We start from the raw sequence: 14,873 nt of genomic DNA, 5'->3' as shown, positions 1-14,873 counted from the left end.
TTTAAACATTAAGAAACCGTCTATTATTTATCAATTCGCATTTCTTATTTTTGCTTTACAATCATTCAACTGTCAATCTCAACAAAACATGATAACACCGCCTTATTTACAAAAAGGAGATACTGTAGCGCTTTTAGCAACAGCGAGAAAAAATATTGATGACAATCTAAAACCAACCATAGATTTATTGCATAGCTGGGGTCTAGAAGCTGTAATAGGATCGACAATTGGCTTAGATTACCATCAATTGGCTGGAACAGATGAGCAACGAGCGGCCGATTTTCAAAAGCAATTGGACAACCCAAATATTAAAGCCATTTGGTGTGTTCGCGGCGGATATGGAACGGTTAGAATGTTAGACTTATTAGATTTTACTAAATTCAAACAGCATCCAAAATGGGTTATTGGTTTTAGCGATGTCACAGTTTTGCATAATCATTTGAATACGATGGGTTATAAATCTATTCACGGAATTATGCCGGTTACGGTTCCAAGAGCTACTCCAGATGCAGTGAGTTCTTTACACGCAGCTCTGTTTAATGAACCTATTTCCTACTCTATCAGCCCAACTCCTATGAATCGTTTGGGAAGTGCGGCGGGCGAATTAGTAGGCGGAAATTTATCTATCTTATATAGTTTATTAGGATCTCCATCGGCTATTGACTGCAAGGATAAAATTTTATTTATCGAAGATTTAGATGAATACTTGTATCATATTGATCGTATGATGATGAATCTAAAACGCAACGGCTGTATCGAAAATTTAAAAGGAATTATCATTGGTGGAATGACAAGCATGAAAGACAATGAAGTACCGTGGGGGAAAAATGCTTTGGAAATTATTGATGATGTAACCAAAAAATATAATATTCCAGTTATTTTCAATTTCCCAGCCGGGCACATTAGAGATAATAGAGCTTTAATTATGGGAAATACCGTTTCTATAGAAGTTACCGCTACCGGAAGCACAGTTACTTTTAAAAGATAATCGCCCTTATTTCTTTTTAAGAAGTTTAAAAATACCACATAAATCTCGCAAAGACGCGAAGTCGCAAAAGTTTAAATAGACTTTGTGCCTTCGCGTCTTTGCATGCAAAAAATATTAAACTTATTAAGCTTCAAAAACCTGAAACCTGAAACTTAAAACAAAAAAACATGGCAGAGCATAATGATTTAGGAAAATTGGGAGAAGATCTGGCTGCAGCAAATCTTGAACAAAACGGATATCAGATTCTGGAACGAAACTGGGAATTTCAAAAAGCAGAAATAGATATAATTGCAAAAAAAGATACTGTTTTAGCCATCGTTGAAGTTAAAACACGTTCGAGTTTGGATTTTGGTTCTCCACAAGATTTTGTAAAACCAAAAAAGATTCAATTACTGATTAAAGCAGTAAATGCCTACATAAACGATAGGGAAAAGGATTTTGAGAAAGATATTGAAGTTCGTTTTGATATCGTTGCGATCCATAAAAATGGTGAATCATTTGCAATTGAACATCTTACCGACGCTTTTTATCACTTTTAACATAATTTTTTATTGTTATAATTGTAACAATTTGTTTTTTTATTTATATTTGCAAAGAATTATAACATCGCAATGTTAAATTAACTACCAACTCAACTGTTACCAAAAAAAAAAAAAGAATTATGAAAACTGTTTCTTCTATTGTAGAAAACTACATTAAAACAAAACCATTTTTATTAAATGCCCTGTCGCTCGGAATTATTAATCTAACTTCACTTTCGCGAAATATTATGACCGAATTAGAAAGTGAATTTGGAAAAGAAGTAAAACAAGGCGCTGTTGTAATGTCTTTAAAACGACTGACGGAAGAACTGGATTTTAAATTAAATCATAAAATTAATAAAGTAATAAAAAATATTGGTGAAATAACGGTTCGTTCAGAACTTACAGATTACACTTTTGCAGCATCTGAAACTGTTTTAAACAAACAGGCAGATTTAATCTCAGACATTAATGCTTTATCTGATATTTTTTATACCTCATCTCGTGGCGTAAACGAAACCAACATCGTTGTCAGCAGCAGTGTAAATCATTTAGTTGAAAAACACTTTATGAGAGAAAAATTAATCCAGAAATTAGATAATTTAGCTTCTATTACTGTAAAATTACCAAAAGAAAACATCGTAGTTCCTGGTATCTACTATTTCATTTTCCAACGTTTGGCTTGGGAAGGAATTATTATTAATGAGGTAATTTCGACTTCAAATGAATTTACTATTTTAGTTGGAGAAGATCAGGTTGATGTTGCTTTCAAAGTAATTAAAGATCTTAAAAACTAAATAAAAAATAAGTTTACGAATCGATTTTGATTCTTCTAGTAACAATCCTTTTGTCTTTAAAATTAAAAGATGAAAGGATTTTTTTGTTACCAAATCCCAATTCAATTATTATCAAATAAGAATATTCTCAAAAGACAAATTCTAAATTAAAATTTATTTCGCAAAAGCGTCTATTTGACACTTACTTGCAAAAAGCCACTTGCCAAGGTTTTTTATATCATCATTACAAAAAACTAACAAAAAATCCGAATTAAGTTTTTTTATATATAATTTGTTGCGAATAATATTTTTATATATTTGCCATTCATTAAATGACAGACCTCTTATTTTGATAGTTTAATACCATTAGAATTAAATAAAGCGAATTAAATTGTTAGAAGCAGCAAACCATAGTGAAAAATTATTGGTGAGTGAACTCAAAAATGGAAACGAGAAAGCTTTTCGTCAACTTTTTGATTTGTATCATCAAGACATTTATGGATACAGCATTAGTCTTTTAAAATCAAAAGAGGCAGCGGAAGAAAATGTGCAGGATGTTTTTATGAAGGTTTGGATTAACCGCGAAAGTTTAGATATAGAACAATCTTTTAAGGCCTATATTTTTACTATCGCACGAAATCAAGCTTTTAATGTCTTGAATAAAGCAGCAAATGAAGTTATTTTAAAAGAAGCTGTTTTTTATGAAAGTCAAAAATCACATGAATATGGAGATTATGCTATTCGGGAAGCCGATTGCAAAAAACTCCAAAAGCAAGCAATAAAACAACTCCCTCCTAAGCGACGGCAGATTTTTAAAATGTCACGGAAAAAAGGAATGAGTTATGAAGAAATAAGTATGGAACTCGGAATCTCAATAAACACGGTCCGGAACCAAATGAGTAAAGCGCTCGAATCGATGCGCGGCTTTTTTCAGCTTCACGATGAAATTATCTAACCAAAACCACAATAATGCCCTTAAAAATCACTCTTCGGAGTGATTTTTTTGTTTTTAAATTTTAATTATATCGCTCTATTTTGCCATTCGACGAAGGAGAAATTCGCGAATAACTCCGTAATACTTTTACAATCTTTATTGAGCTTCTAACGAAGATTTGCTACGCCTGTTCGCTATCGCTCGGGTCTCCTTCGTCGAAATGACAAAAATCAATTACGTTATGTTTCTAATGTAAATTTTTATTCAAACATAGCCCACGGTTTCAACCGTGGGTAAAGTATTGATTTGCGTGATTTGCATTGCGTGATTTACATTGCACGATTTACATTGCGTGATTTGCGTTGCGTTCCCACGGTTGAAACCGTGGGCTATGTTTGATATTGCTATTCTAAAAATTAATTATCTTCTTCTCTGTCAAAGATTTACGCTTTAAAAATTTTTTAGGTTTTTTTAATATTCGTAAACGAATAAAAATCAACATCTTATGATTTTAAAAAAATAATCAAATGTTAAAATTTAAAAATTTACAACGTTTGAGTAGTACTTACTTCCTCTTCAACTGTATTATAGAAACAGAGACCTTAAAAAACATTCTTAATGAATTCGAATTCTGAAATAAAAACGCTTTTAGAAAAGTTTATTTTAAATCAATGTAATGCGGAAGAGACCGAGCAGGTTATTGCGTATTGTCGTGAAAATAATTTAACCGAAGATTTTCCAACGGTTGAAGAAGTACAAAATCTATTAAGTGAAATGCCAAAAATGGATAAGCAGAAAGCCGGTGCAATTTTTGACAGTATATTATCTACAGCAAAAGAACGAGAAACGGTAATTGAAATGCCTTCTAGAAAATCAAATTATAGAAAATATATTTCAATTGCGGCTTCTGTAATTGTTTTGTTAGGAATTGGATTTTTCTACAAACAAAATATAGCAGACAAACCTGTTGAAGAAAAATTCGATTTTAAAAGTTCAGAAATTGTTTTGCAATTAGAAAATGGTGAAACCCAAATTATTTCTGAGCAAAATTCTTCTCAGGTAAAAGATGCTAAAGGAAATATTATTGGAAATCAAAATGGAGATAAATTGGTTTACGAAAACAGTGCTAATCCTGAAAAATTGATTTACAATACCATCAAGATTCCTTACGGTAAAAAATTTCGTCTCCAATTGTCTGACGGCACTTTTGTGCACTTAAACTCTGGAACAACTTTAAAATATCCAGTAAAGTTTATTGCTGGAGAAAACAGACAAGTATTTCTAGAAGGAGAAGCTTTTTTTGATGTTGCAAAAGACAAAAAACATCCGTTTATCGTAAATGCAGACGAATTGAATGTTCGCGTTCTAGGAACACATTTCAACGTTTCAAATTACCCAGAAGATGTCGCAACAGATGTGGTATTGGTTGAAGGTTCTGTAGGAATGTACGGTTATAAACAAGATTTTGATGCTTCAAAAAATACGATTTTGAAACCTGGCTTTAAAGGTAGTTTCAATAAACAAAATGCTACAATTTCGACAAAAGCGGTTATTACAGATATTTACACTTCGTGGATAAATGGTGGATTGACCTTCAGAAATATGACTTTCAAAAACATTATTACCAAACTAGAAAGACGCTACAATGTTACTATTATAAATAAAAATGAAAAGCTGGCAAACGAGAAATTCAACGCTAGTTTTAAGGAAGAATCTATAGAAAATGTAATGAGTTATTTTAATGACATTCACGGCATTAATTACACAATAAAAAACAATCAGATACTAATTAAATAACCAACTAAAACTAATACAATATATGATGAAATAACATTACGGGAATAAAAAAATCGGAAAGAGCTGCGAACAATTTCCGATTAACTAAGTGATTGAATATAACGAATTAACTACAATCAATTAACAAAATTATGAAAAAAAAATCTAAGAATAATGGGTTTCTATACTCATTGTTCCAAAAAGACCTGAAATTGAAATTAACTACACTCCTTATTTTGGTCGCCATGTTTAATATCAAAGCAAGTACTTATGCACAAAAGACAAAAGTTACTTTGGAATTAAACAATTCAACAATCGAAAAGGTTATTGAGACCATTGAGCAAAAAACTGACTTTAGATTTATTTACAAATTGAGCGACATTGACCTCGATCGTACGGTTTCAATTTCTGTAAAAGATCAGTCTATATATGTTGTTTTAGATAAAATTTTTAAAGGAACGCCAACCGAATTTAAAATTCGTGACACGCAGATTATCCTTAAAAAACCAGAACTTAAAACTCAAGTAATCGAATTTCAAAAACAAACCGTTTCTGGAGTTATTACAGACGAAAACGGATTGCCACTTCCTGGAGCTTCTGTTATTGAAGAAGGAACAAAAAACGGAATGGTTACAGATTTCGATGGTAAATACAAACTTACTGTAGAAAGTAGCCAGTCTGTAATCATCGTATCTTTTGTGGGGTATAAAGAAAAAAGAGTAACGGCTAATCAAGCTGTTATAAACATTCAGCTACTTCCAGACGCTACTGACTTACAGGAAATTGTTGTAGTCGGTTATGGAACTACAGCCAAAAAAGATGTAACTGGAGCGGTTTCTTCTATTGCTGCAAAAGATATGAATCAGGGAGCAATTGTAAACCCTTTGCAATTGATTGCTGGAAAAGCTGCCGGTGTTAATATCTCTCAAGTAGGAAGTGAGCCAGGTTATGGCCCAAGTGTTCGTATTCGTGGAATTTCTTCTCTAATTGGAGGAAGTGATCCTTTGGTTGTGGTAGATGGAATTCAGGGAAATATGGACTTATTAAACCAAGTTCCGCCAAGTGAAATTGAAAGTTATGATATTCTAAAAGATGCATCTGCAACAGCAATTTACGGTTCTCGTGGTGCTCCTGGTGTACTTATCATTACAACAAAAAAAAATAAAGCAGGTAAGACTACTATGGAATACGTTGGTTCTACAGCTTTAGATTTTATTCCGAAAAAATTAGATATGCTAAGCGCAGACGAATGGTGGACAGCCGCGCAAAGTGTTGGTGTTCCTGCTTCTGCCAATCATGGTTCTGACACTGACTGGTACGGTCTTTTGACTCAGACAGGAATTACACAAACCCATACTTTATCTTTTGGCGGCGGAACAGATAAATTCAATTACAGAGCTTCTTTGACTGCGATTTTGCAAGATGGAGTTGTAATTAACTCTAGCAATCAAAAATATATTGGCCGCATTCAGGCAACTCAAATGGCGCTTGATGATAAGTTGAAATTGACTTTTAACTTAAATACTGGTGTAAATAATACAACAAGTACTATTCAAAGTATTGGATCAATTGCTTTTCAATCTAATTTGATTACCAATACATATCTAATGCGTCCAACCGATCCTGTATTTAATACTGACGGAACTTATTTTACCGATCCAAACGTATTTCAATACCTAAATCCTTATGCGGCTGCAGAAACCACAACAAGTGAAACCCAAAATGATAATTTGTTCGGAAGTTTAAAAGCAGATTTAGATTTGGCAAAAGGTTTAACCGCAAACTGGTTCGGAAGCTGGAGAAAAACAAACTCGACCGAAGGTTATTTTCAGCCAGTAGAATCAACGGCAGCTTTTGCAATTGATCAAAAAGGTTTTGCTAATATTTGGAACCGAAGACAAAATGAAAAACTGACCAACTTTAGTCTAAATTATAAAAGAGAATTTGGGATTCACAATATCAATGTTTTGGGATTGTATGAATGGCAAAATCAAAGCTATCAAGGAAATTATGGACAAGCAAGAGGTTTTATAAATGATAAAACAACTTACAACGCGCTTCAATTTGGTGATATGTCAAAAGTTAGACCTGGCGATTTATTTTCATACAAAAACGACAGAACTTTGGTTTCTTTTTTAGGAAGGTTAAACTACTCTCTATTAGATCGTTATTTAGTTACAGCAAGTATTCGTCGTGATGGTTCGTCTGTTTTTGGAGCCAACTATAAATGGGGAGATTTCCCTTCGGCTTCTGTGGCTTGGCAGATTAATAAAGAATCTTTTATGGAGAATTCGAATATTGACGAGTTAAAACTTCGTGTAGGATATGGTGTTACAGGTAATCAGCAAGGTTTACTTCCTCAAAACTCAATCTCTTTGGTAGATCGTTCTGGAACAGTTAATTCTGGAATGGATTTAATTACAAACTATAATGTTGTTCAAAATTCAAATGCAGATTTGAGATGGGAAACCAAAAAACAAACCAATTTAGGTCTTGATTTTGCTTTTTTAAACAACAGATTAAGAGGAACTGTAGATGTTTACACTTCTAAGACAGAAAATCTATTATTTAATTATGTAGTACCTCAGCCTCCTTTTCCACACAAAAGTGTAATGGCAAATGTTGGAAGTATTTCTAACAAAGGTATCGAAGTAGCTCTTGGTTATGATGTAATTAAAAATGCAAATAGCACGCTAACTATTGCAGGAAACGTTTCTTTCATGAAAAACGAAGTGTTGAATCTGGACGGAAGCATAAACGGTGTTCCTTTAAACGCAGACTACATTGGCTGGGGAACTAACAACTCATATCTAGTAAAAGGAAAACCAATTGGTGCTTTTTATATTCTTGAACATACTGGAAAAAATGAAAATAATGTCGAAACTGTTTTGGATCGCGACGGAAACGGTATAATCGACCAAGGTACAAGAAGTCCTGACCGTTATTATGCAGGTTCTGCATTACCAACATACACTTTTGCTTTTAATCCTTCTTATCGATACAAAAATTTTGATGCTTCGCTTTTATTAAGAGGATCTGGAGGCAATAAAATTTACAACGGTCTTCGTTCCAATTTAAGCAGAATGGAGAACATTGGTAAATCTAATCTTTTGGCAAGCGCCGTAGACGAAGGAATTTATACATCTCCATACGGATCTGATTTATGGTTAGAAGATGGATCTTTTATTCGTTTAGAAAATCTTAATGCGGGATATACTTTCCGTTTTACAGATAAATATATTGATACTATTAGACTTTCGCTTACAGGAAACAATTTATTCCTGATTACAGATTACACAGGAATTGATCCTGAATTGAACGTAAGCGGAAGCGGAGACAGCTTTGGTGGTGATAGAGGAATTTATCCTCGTACAAGAAGTGTGGCGTTTGGTTTGACTGTAAAATTTAAATAGTAAAAAGACATGAAGATTAAAAATATAATTATAGCAGGAAGCGTTTGTTTCCTGACACTTTTTAGTTGTACAGATATCAACGAAAACGTGTATGATAAATATCCTGCAGACGAATTTTACGGAAGCCCAGAAGGAGCAGATATTGCTCTTGCAAACGTTTATGCTCAAATTCCAGGAGATTTTGTAAGAGAAAATGCTTCTGGTGTTGGTTACGCCGGCGCTGATAACGGCTGGTACGATATGAACTGTATGTCGTCAGACGAACAAGTTATTCCGCATAGAAATACGGGAGATTGGCAGCAGGATTTTGCCAGACTACACAAACACGAATGGCTTCCAACAGATTTTATTATTGATAATACATGGAACTGGTTATACAAAGCGGTTTACAACGCTAATTTGGCCGTAAGTTTATTAGAAAAAGCAAATGCCGATGCATCAAAAGTAGCTGAAGCTAAAACCTTAAGAGCTTTCTTTTATTATTTATTGATTGATGATTATGGCGATGTTCCTTTTTTTACAGATAACAATACAACTGTCGATAAAATTCCGCAATCGAGCCGTAAGGAAATTTTCGATTTTATCGTAAAAGAATTAAATGAAAATGTCGAATTATTGTCTGGAACAAAAGGCGGAAATTATTATGGAAGATTCAATAAATGGGCAGGTTACACTTTATTGGCAAAAGTGTATTTAAATGCTCAAGTTTACACTGGAACTCCAAAATGGAACGAAGCTTTAGCAGCTTGTAACAAAGTTGCAGACGGCGGTTTTACGCTGCATTCTGGAGCTGCAGATGCATCAAATCCGTTGGGAAGCAAATACTACGAATTATTTGGAGATGTATTGCCAGATGACGAAACTATTCTTCCAATTTTTGCAACTCTTGATATTGTATCTCGTAATGTTTACGCTGTTCGCAGTTTATACGGACCCCATGCACAAGCTTTGTTCGGTTACAGCGGATGGAATGGAACCATTGTTCCAAAAGAATTTTTCTTGAAATATGAGGAAAATGATATTCGTAGAAACCAGTTTTTGTTTGGAGAACAGCCAGGAGGTTTCAATTATACGCTTGATGTTGCTTCATTAGATAATCCGGGAGCAGATCCGCAAGCGGGAGTTCGTAATGTTAAGTTTTATCCCGCAACACCAAGAACAGGCGGTGGAGCTTCAAACGATTTTCCAATCTTTAGATATGCAGATGTTATTTTAATGATAGCAGAGTGCCATGCTCGTTTAGGAAATGCCGCTGCTGCAAAACCATTTGTAGATCAAATTAGGCAACGTGCGGGTTTGAACGCTTTAGATCATAATCCGAGTCTTGATGAAATTTATAATGAAAGAGGATTCGAATTAAACTGGGAAGGCCACAGAAGACAAGATATGATTCGCTTTGATAAATTTTTATTGGCAAACGAATTTAGACCTGCATCTCCTGCTTTCAGAAAGTTGTTTCCAATTCCAACCAATGCTCTAAATGCAAATCGCGGATTAAAACAAAACCCAGGTTACTAAACTAAAAACGATCATGAAAAAATATATAAATAAATTACTCTTATTAGGCAGCGCGCTTTTTCTGAACGCCTCCTGCGACAGTGGTGCAGAATTAACGACATTGAAGGCTGTTAATTTTCCATCAGAAATTACTGTTTCATCAAGTACTTTAGTTTTAACCGAAGATACTGCAGACGATCAGGTGTTACTGATTTCCTGGCCAGAAGTAACTTTTCCTATTGCCGCACCTGTAACATATGCAGTTCAATTTGATTTAATTGGAGATACTAGCGGTGCTAATGCATGGGGAAAAGCAAAAAGAATTGAAGTTGGAGCAGATGTTTTAAGCAAAACATTCATAGGTCAGGAATTAAATAAAATTGCTGTCGATTTAGGGCTTCCGATTGATGTTCAGGGCAAATTAGTAGTTCGCGTAGAAGCGGTTATGGATCGTAAAATCTTTTCAAATCCAATTACTTTGACTGTAACTCCGTATGAGAAAAGTGTTGTTTTTGGCGAAATTTATATGCCAGGAGCTTATCAAGGCGAATGGAATGTAGACATTGCCAATTCTTTACCCGCTATCGCAAAAGGTGTTTATCAGGGTTATGTTACAGTACTTCCAGGTTACGGACCAGTATTTAAATTAAACACAGAAAGAAATTGGGCTCAATTTTATGGAGCGGGAGCCGACAACTCAGACATGGTAAATATGAGCACTAAAGATTTTGCGCTTCCAGGCGAAGGATCTTTCCAAGTAAAAGTGAATCTTAATACTTTAAAATGGTCTGCTACACCTTATTCATGGGGAATTGTTGGTGACGCTACTTCTGGAAGCTGGAATACGAGTACTCCTATGAATTATGATTACCAAACCAAAACTTGGAAGGTGACAGCAGATTTAATTCCAGGAAATGTGAAATTCAGATTGAATAATGAATGGACGATCAATTATGGGTCTAAAAACGCAACCGACGGAATTGCCTATCTGGATGATCAAGGCGCTCACTATATTGGTGAAGGCGGCACGTATGAAATCACAATGAAAATCAATGATGTAGATCCTGCAAGTCTTGGATATCCTCCAACTTTAACCTATACCATCACAAAAAAATAGATAAAAATTAAGTTTAGTTTGGTTTGAGTTTAACCTGTCTTTTTACTTCGAAAGGCAGGTTGCTTTTCACCTTCAAAACTCAAAAAAATAATCATTATGAAATTTAATATAAAAATCGTTTACGGATTTTTGCTTGCTTTAGCTTTTGTTTCGTGCAGTTCATCTGACAACGACGCTAAAACTCCTGATTCTCCGTACACCCAATATGGCGCTCCGTTTGAAAAAATGCCCAAAAAAGAAGACGCCATAATTTATCAAGTCAATATTCGTGCTTTTAGTCAGGCTGGAAATTTAAAAGGCGTTCAGGATCGATTAACTCAAATTCAGGAATTGGGTGCCAATGTGATTTATTTAATGCCAATTTACCCTGTTGGAAAAGAAAGAGCAACTGGCGAATTGGGTTCTCCATACGCTGTTAAAGATTACAAAGCGGTAAATCCTGATTTTGGAACTTTACAAGATCTTCAGACTTTGGTTGAAGAAGCACACAAAAAAAACATGGCAGTGGTTTTGGACTGGGTTGCCAATCATACTGCGTGGGATAATGCTTGGATTACGCAGCATAAAAATTGGTATCAGCAGGATGCAAGCGGAAATATTATTATTCCGCCAGGAACCAATTATAATGACGTAGCGCAATTAAATTTCAATAATCAGGAAATGAAAGATGCTATGATTGATGCTATGTCCTACTGGGTTTACAATGCCAATATTGATGGTTTTAGATGTGATTATGCTGATTTTGTTCCAAATAATTTCTGGGCAGATGCCATTTCAAAACTGAGAAAAATCAAAAAGAATCAAGAGATTTTAATGTTGGCTGAAGGTTCAAAATACAATCATTTTGCTTCTGGTTTCGATTATATTTTTGGATTTAATTTCTTTTATACCATCGAACAATTATTCAAAGAAAACAAATCGGCAACAACGATTCAGAATTCGAATACAACTGAATATGCAAACGTTTATGATCCATCAAACAAAGTGGTACGATACACCAGCAACCACGACGTAAACCTTTCTGATGGAACACCTTTGGAACTTTTTGGAGGCAAAAAAGGATCTATTGCAACATTTGTTGTGGCAGCGTATTTAAAATCAATTCCGATGATTTACAACGGTCAGGAAATTGGGTACAACAAAAGATTAAATTACTTCGCCAGAACACCAATCGACTGGTCAACGGCAGATACTGAAATGTTGGCTGAATACAAAAAAATCATTGCTTTTAGAAATACCAGCAACGCTCTTAAAAATGGAGAATTTACAGGTTACAGCAGTGATGCCGTTAGTGCCTTTACCATGATTAAAGATGCTGAAAAAGTATTTGTTCTTTCTAATTTGACTAACTCAACTGTAAAACAGCTTATTCCAAATACCTTAAAAGGAAATTGGAAAGATGCTTATACCGGAGCTTCCGTTACACTTGGATCAGATGTAACCTTACAGCCTTTTCAATATTTAGTATTGAAAAATTAACATACGTAAAGCAACTTTAAGACTTAAATTTGCACAAAACTAAATAAACATGAATTTTCAATCCCAAGAATCATTGCTTCAAATGCGTTTGAGCAAAAAAACAGCGTTTTTATTTTTTATCTTCCTAAGTACATTTTTACTTCAGGCACAAGAAATAACTTCGCCAGACAAAAATCTTTCCTTAAAATTTGAATTAAAAGAAGGCGGAATTCCGTCCTATCAGCTTTCATACAAACAAAAAGCAGTTATTAAACCTAGTAATTTAGGTTTAGAACTAAAAAACAATGCTTCGTTTATGGATGGTTTTTCCATCACAAATACGGCTCAAAATTCTGTTGATGAAAATTGGAATCCAGTTTTAGGAGAAGAAAAAACAATTCGCAATCATTACAACGAATTGGTTGTCATTTTAGCGCAAGCGAAAAACAACAATAGATTTATACGTCTTCGTTTTCGTTTATTCAACGACGGATTGGGATTTAGATATGAATTTCCAAAACAAAATGACCTGAATTATTTTGTAATTAAAGAAGAGCGTACTGAATTTAATTTGGCTGGAAATCATAAAATTTTCTGGATTCCGGGAGATTATGATACCAACGAATATGCTTATACCACTTCGAAGATTTCAGAAATTCCTTCGTTGATGAAAAAAGCAACAATCGAAATCAATGCACAACAACCCATAAAAGAACTTTCTGTACAAACGCCGTCGATGATGAAATCTGATGATGGGTTGTACCTCAATATTCACGAGGCAGGATTAATCAATTATCCGGCAATGTATCTGGAAGTTGATGCTAAAACCAATAAAATGGTAAGCCATTTAGCACCTGATGCTGTTGGAAACAAAGGTTATATGCAGACTGATGCGCAAACTCCATGGAGAACGATTGTCGTTAGCGATAAAGCAACTGATATTTTGGCTTCAAAATTAATTTTGAATCTGAATGATCCAACTTCATATAAAGATGTTTCTTGGATTAAACCAGTAAAATACATCGGAATTTGGTGGGAATATTTCGTTGCCGGAAGAAGTACGTGGGCTTTTGGAAAAGAAAACAACGTAAAATTGACGGACGATTTTACCAAATTGACTCCAAATGGAAAACACGGAGCAACAACCGAACGCGCTAAAGAATACATTGATTTTGCTTCTAAAAATGGTTTTGATGCGATTTTGATCGAAGGCTGGAACATTGGCTGGGAAGATTGGATTGGAAATTGGAAAGAAGAGGTTTTCGATTTCGTAACTCCTTATCCAGATTTTGATGTAAAAGCGGTTCATGCTTATGCGGCTTCAAAAGGCGTAAAAATTATTATGCACCACGAAACTTCAGGATCGGCCACAAACTACGAACGTCGTTTGGATCGTGCTTTTCAATTTATGAATGACAACGGTTATGATGCCGTAAAAACAGGTTACGTAGGACAGATTATTCCGCGTGGCGAACATCATGACGGGCAGTGGATGGTCAATCATTACATTAACGTTGCGAGACGTGCTGCCGATTATAAAATTATGATTAACAGCCATGAAGCCGTTCGCCCAACGGGATTGCACCGAACTTTTCCAAACTGGATTGCTCAGGAATCAGCGCGCGGTACCGAGTTTGAATCTATGGGAGGATTAGCTCCAGATCACACTACAATTTTGCCTTTTACCCGTTTAATGGGAGGTCCAATGGATTATACACCGGGAATTTTTCAGACCGATCTTTCGTATTACGGAACAGGAAGTTCACAACGAGTAAATACGACTTTAGTAAAACAATTGGCTTATTATGTTACGATGTATTCTCCGTTGCAAATGGCAGCAGACATTCCAGGAAATTACGAGCGTTTTCCAGATGCTTTTCAGTTCATCAAAGATGTGGCTGTAGATTGGGATAACAGTTATATTCTGGAAGCAGAACCTGGAGATTATGTTACAATTGCCAGAAAAGCAAAAGGTAAAAACGAATGGTTTATTGGCGGAATTACAGACGAAAATTCAAGAACAGCCAACATTTCTTTTGATTATTTACCTGCAGGAAAAAGTTTCGTTGCTACTATTTACGCCGATGCGAAAGAAGCAGATTGGAAACAAAATCCGCAGAAATATACGGTTACTAAAGTTGTTGTAAACTCAAAAAGCAAATTGAAGCAGTATTTAGCTCCGGGAGGTGGTGTTGCCATCAGCATCAAAGAAGGAACTGCTTCAGATTTGAAAGGATTGAAAAAATTATAGATTAACGAGTTTTTTTTAGCCACGAATTCACGAATTTTCAAATTAAGATTTTTACATGAATACTTAATTCGTGAATTCGTGGCGGAAAAACTATGCTCATTTATGAGCAAAAATTAAAACTTACTATTGAATACTGTTAACC

Annotated in this window: 10 protein-coding genes; all 10 read left to right on the top strand. The window is 34.7% G+C overall.

Features of this window, described 5'->3' with window-relative positions; genetic code table 11:
- Positions 1-88: 88 nt before the first annotated feature.
- The 10 genes from EG814_RS03215 to EG814_RS03170 all read left to right on the top strand — a co-directional run bounded on the left by EG814_RS03215 (position 89) and on the right by EG814_RS03170 (position 14,731).
- Positions 89-988 (top strand): S66 peptidase family protein, encoded by a 900-nt coding sequence (locus EG814_RS03215; protein ID WP_125718818.1) that lies wholly within the window; start codon positions 89-91, stop codon positions 986-988.
- 167 nt (positions 989-1,155) lie between these two features.
- The gene (locus EG814_RS03210; RefSeq protein WP_125718816.1) at positions 1,156-1,527 is read left to right on the top strand and encodes a YraN family protein; all 372 of its coding nucleotides are present in this window, start codon (positions 1,156-1,158) and stop codon (positions 1,525-1,527) included.
- 122 nt (positions 1,528-1,649) lie between these two features.
- On the top strand, positions 1,650-2,306 hold the full coding sequence (locus EG814_RS03205; protein WP_008466087.1) for a hypothetical protein: 657 nt from the start codon (positions 1,650-1,652) through the stop codon (positions 2,304-2,306).
- Between the two features lie 370 nt (positions 2,307-2,676).
- Positions 2,677-3,240 (top strand): RNA polymerase sigma-70 factor, encoded by a 564-nt coding sequence (locus EG814_RS03200; protein WP_125718814.1) that lies wholly within the window; start codon positions 2,677-2,679, stop codon positions 3,238-3,240.
- A 597-nt stretch (positions 3,241-3,837) separates the two neighbouring features.
- On the top strand, positions 3,838-5,016 hold the full coding sequence (locus EG814_RS03195; protein ID WP_125718811.1) for a FecR family protein: 1,179 nt from the start codon (positions 3,838-3,840) through the stop codon (positions 5,014-5,016).
- Between the two features lie 191 nt (positions 5,017-5,207).
- Complete coding sequence (locus EG814_RS03190; protein WP_235830898.1) at positions 5,208-8,408, top strand: TonB-dependent receptor; 3,201 nt, start codon at positions 5,208-5,210, stop codon at positions 8,406-8,408.
- A 9-nt stretch (positions 8,409-8,417) separates the two neighbouring features.
- Positions 8,418-9,926, top strand: coding sequence for a RagB/SusD family nutrient uptake outer membrane protein (locus EG814_RS03185; RefSeq protein ID WP_125718807.1), 1,509 nt, complete (start codon positions 8,418-8,420; stop codon positions 9,924-9,926).
- A gap of 13 nt (positions 9,927-9,939) precedes the next feature.
- The gene (locus EG814_RS03180; protein ID WP_125718805.1) at positions 9,940-11,022 is read left to right on the top strand and encodes a SusE domain-containing protein; all 1,083 of its coding nucleotides are present in this window, start codon (positions 9,940-9,942) and stop codon (positions 11,020-11,022) included.
- A 96-nt stretch (positions 11,023-11,118) separates the two neighbouring features.
- Complete coding sequence (locus EG814_RS03175) at positions 11,119-12,501, top strand: alpha-amylase family glycosyl hydrolase (protein WP_125718803.1); 1,383 nt, start codon at positions 11,119-11,121, stop codon at positions 12,499-12,501.
- A gap of 82 nt (positions 12,502-12,583) precedes the next feature.
- Positions 12,584-14,731, top strand: coding sequence for a glycoside hydrolase family 97 protein (locus EG814_RS03170; RefSeq protein ID WP_125719103.1), 2,148 nt, complete (start codon positions 12,584-12,586; stop codon positions 14,729-14,731).
- Positions 14,732-14,873: the final 142 nt, after the last annotated feature.

The sequence above is a fragment of the Flavobacterium ustbae genome, from assembly GCF_003946915.1.
In the GTDB taxonomy this organism is placed as follows: Bacteria; Bacteroidota; Bacteroidia; order Flavobacteriales; family Flavobacteriaceae; genus Flavobacterium; species Flavobacterium ustbae.
Note: the sequence above shows the minus strand (reverse complement) of the source record. Positions and strands in the feature narration are given on the sequence as shown.